Origin of the sequence: Paenibacillus sp. FSL R7-0297 (assembly GCF_038009025.1) — a bacterium.
Taxonomy (GTDB): domain Bacteria; phylum Bacillota; class Bacilli; order Paenibacillales; family Paenibacillaceae; genus Paenibacillus_AQ.
The window spans coordinates 1779465-1795803 of the sequence record NZ_JBBPAQ010000001.1; the positions used below are offsets into that span (position 1 = coordinate 1779465).

Genomic DNA, 16339 nt, shown 5'->3' on the forward strand with positions numbered 1-16339 from the left:
CAGACATTCCCAAATAACCAGTTAAACCCATAGAGTCCTGTAATCATTCGCTTTGCAGCGAAGGTTGCAGGGCTTTTTCTGTGTGAAAGAATTCCGGATAAACGTTATAGCAATATATGAGTAACTGATAATTTAATACAATACCGTAGTTATTTTGACAATTGGATAACCTTCCCAAGGTATGCTTGGGTAAGAATCACCATAATGAGGAAGGGGTATATGATGAAAAAGCTAATGAAGGGCATTGTCTTTGGAGGATTGGCGGCAGCAGTAGTTTCGGGGGCGACGCTCGCTGGAGCAGCGCAGAGTGCGACAGGTACAGCGGGAGCTGCAAAAGCCCAGTCCAAAAATCTTATCGTTCTGATTGGCGACGGCATGGGTCCGGCCCAAATTTCTGCGGCCAGATATTTTCAACAATACACCAAAAGCGTCAATCATCTGAACCTCGATCCTTACTACGTTGGACAAGCAACTACATATGCAGACCGCGGTGAGGACGGCGGGAAAATCGTGTCCGGGATCGTCACAGACTCGGCTTCAGCCGGTACGGCATTTGCTACAGGCCATAAAACTTACAATGCAGGCATCAGCGTCTCTAACGAGGACGTATCTAAACCGTTTGCTTCTATTATAGAAGCAGCTGAGAGCAGCGGCAAAGCCACCGGCCTTGTAACCACCGCACGGATTACTCATGCTACACCAGCCGTTTATGCTTCTCATGTCCGCAGCCGTGATAATGAATCGGCGATTGCCTCGCAATATCTGGAGAGCGGCGTAGATGTTCTTTTGGGCGGCGGCAAGCAGTTTTTTGTAACCAAAGATGAGAAGGGTAAACGCACAGACAAGAACATCCTCCCTGATTTCAAAGCCAAAGGATACACTGTGGTTGAGAATACTTCGGCCTTAAATGCGCTCACCTCCAAAAACACCAAGGTGCTGGGCTTGTTCGGCAGCTCGCATGTTGCCTATGTCCCGGACCGGACTGCAGAAATTCCGAGTCTGGCGGCGATGACCTCTAAAGCGCTGAATATTTTGTCTACGGATAAAGACGGATTTGTCATGATGATTGAAGGCGGGCGTATCGACCATGCCGGTCATGCCAACGATCTGCCGACGCTTGTTCAGGAAACGCTCGACTTTGATGCTGCATTCAAGACAGCCATTGATTTTGCGAAGAAAAATGGCAACACTTCGGTGGTAGTCACTGCTGACCATGAAACAGGCGGCCTGTCACTCTCGCGCGACAATATTTACGAAATCAACATTGATCTGTGGAACAAGCAGAAACATTCCTCCGAGAGCCTGGCAGCAGATCTTGAAGCAGCGCAGACACCCGAAGAGATCCGCAGTATTGTAACAGCGAATACATGGATTACGGATCTCTCTGAAGAGGAAGTTACTCAGATCATGAATGGCGACGGTTCTTCTTACAAACGTGAGGGGGCGTATAATGCGGTGATTTCCAAGCGTCTACTGGTAGGCTGGTCCGGTCATGGGCACTCCGCAGTGGATGTTGGAGTCTGGGCGTATGGTCCAATTGCGGACAAGGTGAAGGGTCAGGTGGACAACACTCAAATCGCAACGGCAGGCGCAGGTATACTGGGTATCGATTTGAATAAGCGTTCGGCAGAGCTGCAGTCCAAATATGTGTATCCGAAGTTTAAGATCAGCCGTGACAATGAGGTGCTCTACCCGGCAGAGGCTCTGGCCAAAGCGCTTGGAGGAACCTATAAAGGGGATACAGCCGCTGCTAAGCTGACTTTTGCGAAGAATACGATTGATGTTAACCTGACGGATAAGACAGCCAAGCTGAACGGCAAGGCAGCATCGTACACAGTAGATATTGATAATGGCGTGCTGTACCTGCCGCTTAGTGCATTCAACCAGCTGAAGGGAACAACCTTAACTTGGGATGCTTTGTCTGAACGTATTCTATTGAGATAGGAGTGGCCTTATTGCTCCAAATTCGGGATTTGAAAAAACAGTTCAAAGTGGACGGAAGATTTGTGCCGATTCTCGATATCCCCCAGTGGTATGTTGAAAAAGGAGAACACGTAGCCATTACCGGACCCAGCGGGTCCGGTAAAAGCACGTTCCTGCATTTAATTAGCGGAATGATGAGTGCGGACAGCGGCGGGATTGTTGTGGACGGCCAACCGCTTCACAATATGACAGAGTCGAAGCGGGATGCTTTCCGGGCTTCTGCTATCGGCTATGTGCTGCAGGACTTTCATCTGCTTCCTTCGCTGACAGCCAGGCAGAATGTCGAGATTGCTATGACCTCGCGGCTTCCGCATAAGGAGAGGAAGCAGATTGTTGACAGCTTGCTGGAACAGGTGGGCCTGGCGGACCGCAGCAAGCATCTTCCTTCCCAGCTGTCGCGCGGACAACAACAGCGGGTTGCGATTGTAAGGGCATTAGTGAATCAGCCGCCGCTGCTGTTGGCTGATGAGCCTACGGGCAGCTTGGATTGGGAGACTGCAGATGAGATTTCCTCGCTTTTGCTGGACCTTAGTAGGACTCACGGCCATACTCTAATCGTTGTAACACATGATCTCAATATGGCGGACCGTTTCCCGCGCTGTCTGAACATTCAGGAGATTAATAAAGTGCACCGGGATGCACTGCCTAAGCAGCAGGTCCCTCTTGGGAAACGGGAAAAGGTGACGTTATGAGTCTGTTTAGACTGACCCTCCGCAACGTGCTGCACCGGCGGTTCCTGTCCTTACTTACCGTATGTGCAGTGGCCATCACTGTTGGTTTTATCGTTCTGCTGACACTATCCCGCGAGAGCGTGGAGCAGGGGGCGAAGAAAGGCTATGGGCCATTCGACCTTGTTATAGGAGCGGCAGGCAGCGAGACTCAGCTGGTGCTCAATACTTTTTATCATATCGGTGCGCCCACGGGGAACATTCCGCTTGCAGTTCTGGATCAAGCGAAGCAGGATCTGTCTGTCGATGTAGCCTTTGCGATGACAACAGGAGATAACTTCAAAGGTTATCCGATTGTCGGGCTGGATTCCGGTTATTTCTTTACCCGGTATGGTGAAAGCAAGCTTCAGGAAGGCACGATGTATGGACATACCGGAGAGACGATTATAGGTTCGTATGTGGCCCGGGCCCTGGGACTGAAAGTAGGAGATACCTTTACGGGGGCACACGGGCTTGTGCAGGACGAAGGTCATGCGGGGGCAGAAACGGAGCATGAGGAGGATCATGGGACTGAGGAAGCAGCTGGACATGTGGAGGACGAAGAGCATGGAGGAGAACATGACGAGGAGCATGCGCACGAGAGCTTCCAATACACCGTTGCAGGCATTCTCCCTGAACTTCACACCCCGGATGACCGTGCGGTGTTTACGACCGTGGACTACGCCTGGGCTGTGCATGGGCTGGCACCTGAGGAGCGGGAGATTACTGCTGTGCTGGTCAAACCGTCCAGCTTGCTTGGAGCTCATGATCTGAAACAGGCGCTTGACGGCAGCAATGGTGTTCAGGCGGCTTATACAAGCAAGGCGGTCTCCGATGTGCTGAATGCGGTAGATCAGGGCTCCCGGCTGCTCGGTGTATTGACGGCTATTTGCGTGCTGCTCGCCGGCATTGCCATTTTATTATCCATGATTGCAGCTGCCTCAGAGCGGACCAAGGATGTGGGGATTTTACGACTTCTCGGAAAATCAAGGGTTTATGTATGGCTGACGTTAACCACTGAAGGCCTGCTCGTGACGGTAACCGGACTGATCACCGGTCTGTTGCTGGGTCATCTCGGAGCCTACCTGCTGAAGGATATGTTATTCTCGCAGGCAGGTATTCAAATAGAGTCTTTCCATTGGACGCCGGAGCATTGGTATATCGTCCTTGGCGCCATTGCCATTGGTCTGCTGTCCTCACTGGGGCCGGCATTCCGGATGTACCGGATGCATCCGCTCGCTTTGTTCAAATCTTAGGAGGGATACACACTTGATACGAGTACAGGGAAGGATGATCCTGATATTGGCATCCGTCATAAGTCTGCTGCTGTTTCCGGCCTGCGGACAGAACAACGCAGCGGAGGGCAGCGGACAATCCTTTGCTGCGGCAGTAGAGGCATCAGATAGAACGGACGAGCCAGCAACGGAAGCACAAGCGGCGGATGTCCCGCAACCAGCTTCTCAAATTGCCCGGGCTCCGGCCTCACCCTCCCCTGCTGTGAAGGATGCTCCGGTAGTGCAATCAACAAATGCAGACTCCGGATCTGAGATAGCAGAGGCTCAAGCGGGTGTCACGTCCCAACCTTCAGCTATGCCTTCTGCAACTTCGGCAATTGAATCTGCTGTGGCTCAGGAGTCTCCCAAGAAGACTGCTGATGATGCTGTCACAAGCTCTGCATCTCCTTCTCCTGTGGAGAGCACAAAGCCGCAGCCGTCACCCGGGCAACCGGCAAAGGTAAAGGACGCGGGGAATCCTAGTGCTGAGCCAGCAGCAGCTAAAGCCGGCGATGTCCCGGCGTCCAGCCCGGCACAGCCTGCCAATACGCCGAATACAGCGGCAGCAGCCCCTGCAGGGAAGACTGATATTGACTGGAACGGTTTCTTTGACGGTGACGATCAGACCCGGCCCTCAGAGAAGTTCTGGGATCTAAGCGGCAGCCACGTTACGATCAAGGGCTTTATGGGCGAAGTCCTTTCTTTTGAAAAGAACTGGTTTCTCCTTATTCCAGAACCGGGTGCAGAGTGCCCGTTTGATAATGGTGATGAGACCTACTGGAACAAGATTATGATCGTCTTTGTCCCTGAAGGCAGCAAGCTCCGTCATACTTCCGGTCCGCTGGAAATATCGGGCCGTCTGGATGTAGGTATCAAGATTGATGAGTCAGGCTACAAAACCATGTTCCGTCTATATGATGCTTCATTCAAAAACTTATAGTACATGAAAACAAGCCTCCGTACCCTGATGGGAATGGAGGCTTGTTATCTTGATGACCACAGCTGCGGTTCAAACCCGCATGATATGGAGGCGCCAGCAGCAGTTATACCCGTTTGGCATTAGGCAGCCAGGCATCAATGTCATACCCGCGCTGTTCCCAATAGCCGACATGATCACCTGCGATCAATTCGATGCGGTTGAGCCATTTAACTGACTTGTAGGCATACATTTGCGGAGTAACCAAGCGTACAGGTCCCCCGAGCTGATTAGGGATAGGTTTGCCGTCATGCATTACAGCCACCATGATATCCTCCATCCGCGCTTGAGCCAGCGTTAGTGAGTCCGTGTAGACCCCGTCTCCCGAGTAGAGCTTGACCGTGACAGCTTCATCCTGCACACCGGCCATATCCAGCAGCTTATAGAGTGGAAGACCCTCCCATGTGTTTTTATAGACGGACCAGCCGGTTACACAGTGAAAATCACTGACCTGCACCTCGCGCTGCAGCTTGACGAATTCTTCCCAGTTCCAGGTGAACTTTTTGTCCACCAGACCATCGATAGTAAAGGACCAGTTGGAGTTATCGAAGGCGGGAATGTCAGTGACGGTGTATACACGAAAGCTGCCTTCGGCACCCCCGCCGATGGGAGGGGCTGATTCCGCCAGCGGAACCGGATCGGGAATCAGGGCATTGGCATTAGAGGCCGCATAATCGGCTGTACCCGGAAGCTGCAGGGATTTGCCGATCCAGCGTACAAAGGTTGGGCCTAGCGTTACGGCGAGACCTGCTCCTACAGCCACTTTGATGAAACCGCGGCGTGTGTACATAGGCTGAGCTTCTGACGAAGCTGCGGGTCGTGGCCGTACAGTAGGTTCAGTATTACTCTCTACAGGTAACGTCTCCGCTACGATAGAGCGCTTCTTAGGCTCCTTCAGCCATTTAACCCGGGTAACGGAATGGTAGATGATCACCGGGAGTCCTATCCAAGTCAGCAGATCATGAATGAACAGCGCACTATTAGCCGCTCTGGGCCCGGCAAGCCTGAATTGCCACAGGACAACTCCGGAGACCAGCCAGCCGGTCAAAAGAGTAAGGACGAAGATGACATTAGCCTTTTGTCCCGTTTTGCCCTTCAATCGCTTCCAATGCTTCGCAGCCAGCAGTAAATAGTAGACTACAGGGATCAGCAGCGCCACTCCAAACACAATATGGCCCCATTTCAGCCACACTCTGCCTTCCCCCAGTATCTCCCTCCAGAAGCCGCCCACCAGCATCAGGCCGCTGAGCGCGAGGAACAAGACCAGCCAGGCATTCCACATGTGAATGGATACTAGCTTTTTACCGTACCCTTTGCGGATTTTCGTAAGTATATTCTTCAATTGCCTACCTCCTTAGGAGTCTTCAGCCTGACGATGATTAATTAAAGTTTAAACTAATTGTACCGCAAAAAAAGTCCCCTGAATAATTCTCTGCGATTGACCGCGTTTTTTACAAAAATAGCCCATCTTTCCCGCTCAGGGAAGGATGGACTGTTCTCATACAGAGATAGCGGGTCCAGTTGTTTACTCTGCCGCCCATTCCTCAAGCTTCCTGTCCCCTGGCAGGAGGAGGGCCAGCAGGCCAAGCAGAGGAAGGAATCCGCAGGCTACGAACACCGTCCCGATTCCGATCGTATCAATGAAATGTCCGATTACAACAGATCCTATACCGCCAAGACCGAAGGCAAGTCCGGTAATCAGACCTGAGACCGTACCGATATTGCCGGGATACAGCATCTGCGCGTAGATCACAGTTACGGAGAAACTGGATAGTAGGATGAACCCGGAGATGATCAGCAGCACTGCCGCCCAGAACTGGCTCACAAAAGGCAGAGCCAGCGCAAACGGCACCGTCCCGATCATCGAGACCAGGATGAGATTGCGGCGGCCGAAACGGTCCGCGAGCGGCCCCCCGAAGAACGTCCCGACTGCACCAGCCGCGAGATACATGAAAATATAGATCTGAGCATCATCAAGTGTCATTCCGTATTTGTCCATTAAGTAGAAGGCATAATAGCCGCCGATGGAGGCACCGTACCAGGATCGCACGAACACAATGAAGACCAGAATGACCGTTGTAATCAGAATACGTTTGCTGCGGGCGGGGTCAATGGAGCGGGACACTGATTTTTTGCGAAAAGTATACCCGGAATCAAGCATCTCCCGGTACCAGCGGGCCACATAAGTCTGGATGGCGATCCCGGCAGCGGCGATTACGGTGAACCCGAGGGCCCCCATCTGCCCGAAGGGGATGAATACCCATTTCATCAGAAGCGGACCCAAGGACTGACCGGCGTTGCCGCCCACCTGAAAAATAGATTGCGACAGCCCCTTCCGTTGACCGGCGGCCATATGGGCTACACGCATGCCTTCCGGATGAAAGGCGGCTGAACCAAAGCCTACGAGCATCACGGATATGATGACAAGTACGTAGTTCCCGGCAAAAGCGAGTAAGAAGACGCCGGCAAAAGTGCAGCACATCCCCAGAGGAAGCAGAATTGGGCGGGGTTTGCGGTCAGCGGCAAAGCCGATAATGGGCTGAATCACCGAGGAGGTGAGGTTAAGCGCGAACGCAATCCAGCCAATCTGGGCATAAGAGAGCAGCATGTTATCCTTCAGTACAGGAAACATCGCCGGAATAAGCGCCTGGATGGAATCATTGAACAGATGAACAAAACTGACTGCGAGTAAAATCCGGTAAATGGTTGCCTGCTGCAAATTGCGGGATTCCTCAATAGCGGTGGCAGGAGCAGCGGGTATAGACTTGTTGGACATAAGGACTCCTTTCAGAGACGGGAATTAGCAGGAGCATCTATAAGATGAAGATAAATCCTATTGTAGCCATAAGCGATGTATTATGGGAATCAATTTGTGCGGTATAGAGGGTATTTATGCGTTCTTGATTTTATTTATAAAAAAGGCTTGCAAACATCTGATTCGCATGATATATTATGTCTTGTGCTTATGAGACATCGGCGCTGAAACAAGCGGCGAAGAAAAAATAAGTTGACAAGAAAAACGCAAACATGATATGATATAATTCCTGTGCAAGATACATAGTGTTGAAATGCCGGGAGCAAGTTCTTTGAAAACTGAACAAATGGAACGCGTTAATTTTTACAAGATTCATTTAATGAATCGTCAGTTTCAAAATGAGCAATCGCTCTTTCTAAAACCAATTTGGAGAGTTTGATCCTGGCTCAGGACGAACGCTGGCGGCATGCCTAATACATGCAAGTCGAGCGGAGTTCATTTGAAAGCTTGCTTTCAAATGAATTTAGCGGCGGACGGGTGAGTAACACGTAGGCAACCTGCCCTCAAGACTGGGATAACTACCGGAAACGGTAGCTAATACCGGATAATTTCTTTCCTCTCCTGAAGAGAGAATGAAAGGCGGAGCAATCTGCCACTTGGGGATGGGCCTGCGGCGCATTAGCTAGTTGGTGGGGTAACGGCTCACCAAGGCGACGATGCGTAGCCGACCTGAGAGGGTGAACGGCCACACTGGGACTGAGACACGGCCCAGACTCCTACGGGAGGCAGCAGTAGGGAATCTTCCGCAATGGGCGAAAGCCTGACGGAGCAATGCCGCGTGAGTGATGAAGGTTTTCGGATCGTAAAGCTCTGTTGCCAGGGAAGAACGTCCGGTAGAGTAACTGCTACCGGAGTGACGGTACCTGAGAAGAAAGCCCCGGCTAACTACGTGCCAGCAGCCGCGGTAATACGTAGGGGGCAAGCGTTGTCCGGAATTATTGGGCGTAAAGCGCGCGCAGGCGGTCATTTAAGTCTGGTGTTTAAACCTTGGGCTCAACCTGGGGTCGCACTGGAAACTGGGTGACTTGAGTACAGAAGAGGAAAGTGGAATTCCACGTGTAGCGGTGAAATGCGTAGATATGTGGAGGAACACCAGTGGCGAAGGCGACTTTCTGGGCTGTAACTGACGCTGAGGCGCGAAAGCGTGGGGAGCAAACAGGATTAGATACCCTGGTAGTCCACGCCGTAAACGATGAGTGCTAGGTGTTAGGGGTTTCGATACCCTTGGTGCCGAAGTTAACACAGTAAGCACTCCGCCTGGGGAGTACGGTCGCAAGACTGAAACTCAAAGGAATTGACGGGGACCCGCACAAGCAGTGGAGTATGTGGTTTAATTCGAAGCAACGCGAAGAACCTTACCAGGTCTTGACATCCCGATGAAAGCATTAGAGATAGTGCCCCTCTTCGGAGCATCGGAGACAGGTGGTGCATGGTTGTCGTCAGCTCGTGTCGTGAGATGTTGGGTTAAGTCCCGCAACGAGCGCAACCCTTGACTTTAGTTGCCAGCAGGTAAGGCTGGGCACTCTAGAGTGACTGCCGGTGACAAACCGGAGGAAGGTGGGGATGACGTCAAATCATCATGCCCCTTATGACCTGGGCTACACACGTACTACAATGGCCGGTACAACGGGAAGCGAAACCGCGAGGTGGAGCCAATCCCAGCAAAGCCGGTCTCAGTTCGGATTGCAGGCTGCAACTCGCCTGCATGAAGTCGGAATTGCTAGTAATCGCGGATCAGCATGCCGCGGTGAATACGTTCCCGGGTCTTGTACACACCGCCCGTCACACCACGAGAGTTTACAACACCCGAAGTCGGTGGGGTAACCCGCAAGGGAGCCAGCCGCCGAAGGTGGGGTAGATGATTGGGGTGAAGTCGTAACAAGGTAGCCGTATCGGAAGGTGCGGCTGGATCACCTCCTTTCTATGGAGAATCGTTTCCTGCAACGGAAACATTCAAATCGGAAGCTAAAGCTTCCAAAAGATACTTAACGCGTATCCATTTGTTCGGTTTTGATGGAATTTGCGGGGCCATAGCTCAGCTGGGAGAGCGCCTGCCTTGCAAGCAGGAGGTCAGCGGTTCGATCCCGCTTGGCTCCACCAACAAACTTCATCAATTTGTTATGTCTAGAAACTTTAATATCGTCTGAATTTTTGAACATCACAGTCGTGATTGTCCCGAAATTTCAGCACCTTGATCCTTGAAAACTGGATACCGAAACGAATTTGCGTTTTAGAACATCTTTTAGCTGAAACTTGTGTAAGCAAGTTGAAATAGTTATTAGTGCAGAACGAAGGTTTTCGATTGTGCAGCGACCTTTGGCTTTGAATGTGTTGGTGAATGGAGTAATCCATGAGCAGCATTCAAAACAAGATGAGCAAGCAAGCGAAACACCGGAGTGACGGTTAAGCTAATAAGAGCACACGGAGGATGCCTAGGCGCCAGGAGCCGACGAAGGACGTGGCGAACAACGAAACTGCCTCGGGGAGCTGTAAGCAAGCTTTGATCCGGGGGTGTCCGAATGGGGAAACCCAGCTGTGGTAATTCGCAGTTACTCGTATCTGAATACATAGGATACGCAGAGGCAGACCAGGGGAACTGAAACATCTAAGTACCCTGAGGAAGAGAAAACAATAGTGATTCCGTCAGTAGCGGCGAGCGAACGCGGAACAGCCTAAACCAAGGGGCTTGCCCCTTGGGGTTGTGGGACGTCTCACATGGAGTTACAAAGGAATATGGTAGGCGAAGAGGTCTGGAAAGGCCCGCGATAGAGGTAAAAGCCCTGTAGCCTAAACTGTGTTCTCTCCGAGACGGATCCCGAGTAGTGCGGGGCACGTGAAACCCCGTATGAATCCAGCAGGACCATCTGCTAAGGCTAAATACTACCTGGCGACCGATAGTGAAACAGTACCGTGAGGGAAAGGTGAAAAGCACCCCGGAAGGGGAGTGAAATAGAACCTGAAACCGTGTGCTTACAAAAAGTCAGAGCCCTATTACTGGGTGATGGCGTGCCTTTTGTAGAATGAACCGGCGAGTTACGTTTAACATGCAAGGTTAAGTCGAGAAGACGGAGCCGCAGCGAAAGCGAGTCTGAATAGGGCGAATGAGTATGTGGACGTAGACCCGAAACCGTGTGATCTACCCCTGTCCAGGGTGAAGGTGCGGTAACACGCACTGGAGGCCCGAACCCACGCATGTTGAAAAATGCGGGGATGAGGTGGGGGTAGCGGAGAAATTCCAATCGAACTCGGAGATAGCTGGTTCTCCCCGAAATAGCTTTAGGGCTAGCCTCGGTGAATGGAGTGGTGGAGGTAGAGCACTGATTGGGTGCGGGGCCCGCAAGGGTTACCAAGCTCAGTCAAACTCCGAATGCCATTAACTTCTTGCCGGGAGTCAGACAGTGAGTGCTAAGATCCATTGTCAAAAGGGAAACAGCCCAGACCATCAGCTAAGGTCCCCAAGTGTGTGTTAAGTGGGAAAGGATGTGGAGTTGCACAGACAACCAGGATGTTGGCTTAGAAGCAGCCACCATTGAAAGAGTGCGTAATAGCTCACTGGTCGAGTGACTCTGCGCCGAAAATGTAACGGGGCTAAACACACCACCGAAGCTATGGCTAGATACTTTGTATCTGGGGTAGGGGAGCGTTGTATGTAGGTTGAAGGTGTACCGTAAGGAGCGCTGGACAGCATACAAGTGAGAATGCCGGTATGAGTAACGAAAAGATCAGTGAGAATCTGATCCGCCGAAAGCCCAAGGTTTCCTGAGGAAGGCTCGTCCGCTCAGGGTAAGTCGGGACCTAAGGCGAGGCCGAAAGGCGTAGTCGAAGGACAACAGTTTGAAATTACTGTACCACCGTAATCCGCTATGAGCGATGGGGTGACGCAGGAGGGTAGTGACGCGGACTGATGGATGTGTCCGTCTAAGCAGTGAGGCTGATGTGTAGGCAAATCCGCACATCAATAAGGCTGGGCTGTGATGGGGAGCGAAAATTGTAGTAGCGAAGGTCATGATCTCACACTGCCAAGAAAAGCCTCTAGCCAGGAGAAGGTGCCCGTACCGCAAACCGACACAGGTAGGCGAGAAGAGAATTCTAAGGCGCGCGGAAGAACTCTCGTTAAGGAACTCGGCAAAATGACCTCGTAACTTCGGGAGAAGAGGTGCCTCGGTAGGGTGAATAGCCCGAGGGGGCCGCAGTGAAAAGGCCCAAGCGACTGTTTAGCAAAAACACAGGTCTGTGCGAAGCCGCAAGGCGAAGTATACGGGCTGACGCCTGCCCGGTGCTGGAAGGTTAAGGGGAGTGGTTAGGGGCAACCCGAAGCTGTGAACCGAAGCCCCAGTAAACGGCGGCCGTAACTATAACGGTCCTAAGGTAGCGAAATTCCTTGTCAGGTAAATTCTGACCCGCACGAATGGCGTAACGACTTGGGCGCTGTCTCAACGAGAGATCCGGTGAAATTTTAATACCTGTGAAGATGCAGGTTACCCGCGACAAGACGGAAAGACCCCATGGAGCTTTACTGCAGCTTGATATTGAATTTGGGTACGATCTGTACAGGATAGGTGGGAGCCGTTGAGGCAGGAGCGCAAGCTTCTGCGGAGGCGCCGTTGGGATACCACCCTGATCGTATCTAGGTTCTAACCTAGTACCCTAAGCGGGTACGGGGACCGTGTCAGGCGGGCAGTTTGACTGGGGCGGTCGCCTCCTAAAGAGTAACGGAGGCGTTCAAAGGTTCCCTCAGAATGGTTGGAAATCATTCGCAGAGTGCAAAGGCATAAGGGAGCTTGACTGCGAGACCTACAAGTCGAGCAGGGACGAAAGTCGGACTTAGTGATCCGGTGGTACCGCATGGAAGGGCCATCGCTCAACGGATAAAAGCTACCCTGGGGATAACAGGCTTATCTCCCCCAAGAGTCCACATCGACGGGGAGGTTTGGCACCTCGATGTCGGCTCATCGCATCCTGGGGCTGAAGTAGGTCCCAAGGGTTGGGCTGTTCGCCCATTAAAGCGGTACGCGAGCTGGGTTCAGAACGTCGTGAGACAGTTCGGTCCCTATCTGTCGTGGGCGCAGGAAATTTGAGAGGAGCTGTCCTTAGTACGAGAGGACCGGGATGGACGTACCGCTGGTGCATCAGTTGTTCCGCCAGGAGCATGGCTGAGTAGCTACGTACGGACGGGATAAGCGCTGAAAGCATCTAAGCGTGAAGCCCCCCTCAAGATGAGATTTCCCAACTAGTAAGACCCCTTGAAGACGACGAGGTAGATAGGTTGGAGGTGGAAGTGCAGCAATGCATGGAGCTGACCAATACTAATCGGTCGAGGGCTTATCCAAATTTCTTAGAGCGCAGATTCGTTTCGGATTCAGTTTTCAGGCGATCAAGCCTGTACGCCATGAAATTCATTCACACATCCGTGATGAACCGAATTTCAAGCGGCAGCGTCTGTTTCACAGACGCATGTTTGGTGGCGATAGCGGAGGGGTTCCACGCGTACCCATCCCGAACACGACCGTTAAGCCCTCCAGCGCCGATGGTACTTGGACCGAAGGGTCCTGGGAGAGTAGGACGCCGCCAAGCACATGAAGCCATTGTTGAGCAATCGACAATGGCTTTTTTGGTTTGTGCAGGGTTGTGGAAAAGCTGTGGATAAATTTCAGCAACTGCTGAAAACTTACGCACATGTGGATACAATTTCAGGAAGAAGTCTTTTCCCTGATAATGTGGACTGAAACGCATATTCAGGCGAATGAGTCAAGAAAAAACCTAAGTAATCCACTGTTTTTGTGGATAAAAAGTGAATTTTGTGGATAGATAAATATGAATCGTGGATAACTAATTTTTGCGGGGAAGAAACTCTTTCCGGTTTTTTGTTTTACTGTACCAAGCCTGTGGATAACTTTTGTTCACGGGCTATTTTTGTACCTCATTAGCTTCTGGGCAATTTGCTTGATATACTCAATCTGAGCAACTATTGGACTCTATCTCTATAAATTCATTAACGGGGTGAGCAGCATGGAAATAAGGCAATTGCATGCAGATGATTTTGAAGAAGGCTTAGGCTTGTCTGAATATGCTTTTCAGTACAAGGTGTCCGGAGAAGACAGGGAACGCGCCAGAGAGAAGTTCAAGCCCGAACAAATATGGGGAGTATTCGAAGGACCGAGTTTATGTGCCAAGCTGGTACTTCTTCCCCTGCAGGCATACATACAGGGCAAGCCCGTATCTATGGGCGGAATAGCCGGTGTAGCCACGTGGCCGGAGGACCGCAGGCAGGGATATGTGGCCAAGCTGCTGACCCATGCGCTGCAAACAATGAACGAGGCGGGTCAAACGCTGTCTTTTCTGCACCCGTTTTTAATCCCCTTTTACCGGAAATTCGGCTGGGAAGTCTATTGTGAATATAAGAAATACAACATACCTGTGGATAAATTTCCGCGGAAGGCTGAAATACGAGGCTCTGTGAAGCGCGGGGTGGCTGATATTAAAGTATTGCAACAGCTGTATGTCTCATTTGCAGCCCGGTACAACGGGACACTGCAGCGTACGGAGGAATGGTGGAAGGAAAAAGTACTCGATGAAGATACACATCAGTGTGTATTTTATTCGCAGCAGGGTGAACCGGAAGGGTATGTGCTATATAAAATAGTGAACAAAGAACTGGTCATTGATGAATTTGTCTATCTGAATGAGAAGGCCCGCCAAGGGCTGTGGACTTTTCTGGCTAACCATGACTCGATGATCACCGGAGCTTCATTGAAGCTGGTGCCTTCTGATGATATCCTGCCGTATCTCCTTCCCGATCCGCGGATTACGCAGGAGAATTATCCATATTTCATGGCACGTATTGTTAATGCTAAGGCTTTTGTGGAGAACATGACTTTAAACGTGCTAAGCGGCGTTCAGGAACGGCTGCTTTATATTGAAGATGAGCATGCCCCCTGGAATAACGGCCTGTGGCGTTGGACAGCAGCTGAACATGGGGAGGTATCATTTACTCAGATCCAGGGGGATAGATCAAACGCTGATCTTATATGCAATATTGGTACACTTACCGCGCTGTTGATGGGATATAGACGTCCAGCTGAAATGGCCCGATATGGACAGTTATCCGGTACACATGAAGCTGTAGATTGGCTGGAGGGGCTGATCCCGCAGGCGCAAACGGCTTTATTTGATTTTTTCTGACAAACCTGAAGGCTCTTCCGCTTACCGTAGAAGCAGGGGGAGCCTTATATACATAACTCCTTGCAATGGGATCCGTGAAGCTATTCGGAATACAATACGGTTAAAAAGTAAAAAATAAGAGCAACCACTTGGAATTCAGTGAGAATATGTTATAATATGAAAAAAGTCAAAGAAAGTCAAAGTCAACGCGAGCCTGGCAGCAGTGTTCTTAGGATTGTAACAGTTGGTGGTCGGGCTACGTACGAAGGCTATTGCAGCCGATTCGCACTTCAGTCCCCGGGTTAAATTCTTTAGAGCTATGTATGGACGGCGGACGTTGGCACAGCACAAGCTTAACCAAGGCTTACACACTGGAGGATGAGTGATGCGTAATATCTCCGATATTATTGAACAATATCTGAAGAATATTTTGCATGAAAGTCCCGAAGGTACGGTGGAAATTCAGCGCAATGATCTGGCGGACCAGTTCTCCTGTGTGCCGTCACAGATCAATTACGTCATCAGTACACGCTTTACTTTGGAAAAGGGATATGTAGTGGAGAGCAAACGCGGCGGTGGAGGGTATATCCGGATTCAGCGCTTCGAGCTGCCTCAGAATGTGGCACTGTATGCACACCTGAACTCCACAATAGGGAATGATATTGACCAGAATTCCGCCGAAGGACTGATTTATCAGCTGGAGGAGGCCCGTTTTCTCTCCAAGCGTGAAGCGTGTCTTATGCGGTCCGCTGTTTCCCGGGAATGCCTGACGGTTAATCTGCCGTACCGGGATGAGATTCGTGCCAAGCTAATGAAGGCCATGCTAATCTCTTTGTTAGGTAAATAATTGTCAAAATGTGAGGGAGGGACACCGCTTATGCTATGCCAGGAATGCGGGGTCAAACCGGCTACACTCCACTTCACGAAGATCGTGAACGGAGAGAAGACAGAATTTCATATTTGTGAAAGCTGTGCGCGGGAAAAGGGGGAGCTTATCCCCGGTACTGCCGGAGGATTCTCCATACACAGCTTGCTTTCCGGACTGCTTGATCTGGAGAGCGCAGGCAAGGGCAAGTCAGAGGCCGCACAGACTGTGCAGGGGCTGCAGTGTGAGAACTGCGGTATGACCTATTCACAGTTCAGCAAGCTGGGACGTTTCGGCTGCAGCTCCTGCTACAAATATTTTGACAGCACGCTAGACCCGCTCTTCAGACGGGTACACGGAAGTACGGCCCATGTGGGCAAGCTTCCCAAACGCGCCGGTGCACAGATCATGTGTAAACGCCAAATTGACGAGCTGAAGCAGGAATTACAGCAGAGCATTATGCAGGAGGAGTTTGAAACTGCAGCTGAGCTGAGGGACAGAATCCGCAAACTTGAAAAAGAAATGCCACAAGAGTAAAGTCTTTGATATATAGGAGGG

9 protein-coding genes, 1 tRNA gene and 3 rRNA genes are annotated in these 16339 nt (G+C 51.2%); 11 read left to right on the forward strand and 2 right to left on the reverse strand.

Annotation, left to right across the window (positions count from 1 at the left end; genetic code table 11):
• Nucleotides 1-222: 222 nt before the first annotated feature.
• Genes MKZ24_RS07710 through MKZ24_RS07725 form a run of 4 tightly spaced genes read left to right on the forward strand, consistent with a single transcriptional unit; the run spans nucleotide 223 to nucleotide 4904 of the window.
• Nucleotides 223-1944, forward strand: coding sequence for an alkaline phosphatase (locus MKZ24_RS07710; protein WP_156123505.1), 1722 nt, complete (start codon nucleotides 223-225; stop codon nucleotides 1942-1944).
• A 2-nt stretch (nucleotides 1945-1946) separates the two neighbouring features.
• Nucleotides 1947-2675 carry an ABC transporter ATP-binding protein gene (locus MKZ24_RS07715; protein ID WP_340781918.1) on the forward strand — a complete coding sequence of 243 codons (729 nt, stop codon included), beginning with the start codon at nucleotides 1947-1949 and terminating at the stop codon, nucleotides 2673-2675.
• Nucleotides 2672-3946, forward strand: a complete 1275-nt coding sequence (locus MKZ24_RS07720) for an ABC transporter permease (protein WP_340781919.1) — start codon at nucleotides 2672-2674, stop codon at nucleotides 3944-3946. The genes MKZ24_RS07715 and MKZ24_RS07720 overlap by 4 nt, the downstream gene beginning before the upstream one ends.
• Before the next feature lie 13 nt (nucleotides 3947-3959).
• On the forward strand, nucleotides 3960-4904 hold the full coding sequence (locus tag MKZ24_RS07725) for a hypothetical protein (RefSeq protein WP_340781920.1): 945 nt from the start codon (nucleotides 3960-3962) through the stop codon (nucleotides 4902-4904).
• 103 nt (nucleotides 4905-5007) lie between these two features.
• On the opposite strand, the gene MKZ24_RS07730 is transcribed toward MKZ24_RS07725, so the two are convergent.
• Complete coding sequence (locus tag MKZ24_RS07730; protein ID WP_340781921.1) at nucleotides 5008-6282, reverse strand: molybdopterin-dependent oxidoreductase; 1275 nt, start codon at nucleotides 6280-6282, stop codon at nucleotides 5008-5010.
• Nucleotides 6283-6465: 183 nt separating this feature from the next.
• The gene (locus MKZ24_RS07735; RefSeq protein WP_042240029.1) at nucleotides 6466-7716 is read right to left on the reverse strand and encodes an MFS transporter; all 1251 of its coding nucleotides are present in this window, start codon (nucleotides 7714-7716) and stop codon (nucleotides 6466-6468) included.
• A gap of 402 nt (nucleotides 7717-8118) precedes the next feature.
• Between MKZ24_RS07735 and MKZ24_RS07740 the strand changes: the two genes are divergently transcribed.
• The 7 genes from MKZ24_RS07740 to MKZ24_RS07770 all read left to right on the forward strand — a co-directional run bounded on the left by MKZ24_RS07740 (nucleotide 8119) and on the right by MKZ24_RS07770 (nucleotide 16318).
• Nucleotides 8119-9676: ribosomal RNA gene (locus MKZ24_RS07740) — 16S ribosomal RNA — on the forward strand.
• 103 nt (nucleotides 9677-9779) lie between these two features.
• Nucleotides 9780-9855, forward strand: a tRNA-Ala gene (locus MKZ24_RS07745).
• A 301-nt stretch (nucleotides 9856-10156) separates the two neighbouring features.
• A 23S ribosomal RNA gene (locus MKZ24_RS07750) occupies nucleotides 10157-13085 on the forward strand.
• Nucleotides 13086-13212: 127 nt separating this feature from the next.
• Nucleotides 13213-13329, forward strand: a 5S ribosomal RNA gene (rrf, locus tag MKZ24_RS07755).
• The 16S, 23S and 5S rRNA genes sit together here with 1 tRNA gene alongside, the layout of an rRNA operon.
• Nucleotides 13330-13764: 435 nt before the next feature.
• The gene (locus MKZ24_RS07760) at nucleotides 13765-14937 is read left to right on the forward strand and encodes a GNAT family N-acetyltransferase (RefSeq protein WP_340781922.1); all 1173 of its coding nucleotides are present in this window, start codon (nucleotides 13765-13767) and stop codon (nucleotides 14935-14937) included.
• Nucleotides 14938-15301: 364 nt separating this feature from the next.
• Nucleotides 15302-15763, forward strand: a complete 462-nt coding sequence (locus MKZ24_RS07765; protein WP_039298529.1) for a CtsR family transcriptional regulator — start codon at nucleotides 15302-15304, stop codon at nucleotides 15761-15763.
• 30 nt (nucleotides 15764-15793) lie between these two features.
• Nucleotides 15794-16318 carry a UvrB/UvrC motif-containing protein gene (locus MKZ24_RS07770; protein WP_039298531.1) on the forward strand — a complete coding sequence of 175 codons (525 nt, stop codon included), beginning with the start codon at nucleotides 15794-15796 and terminating at the stop codon, nucleotides 16316-16318.
• Nucleotides 16319-16339: the final 21 nt, after the last annotated feature.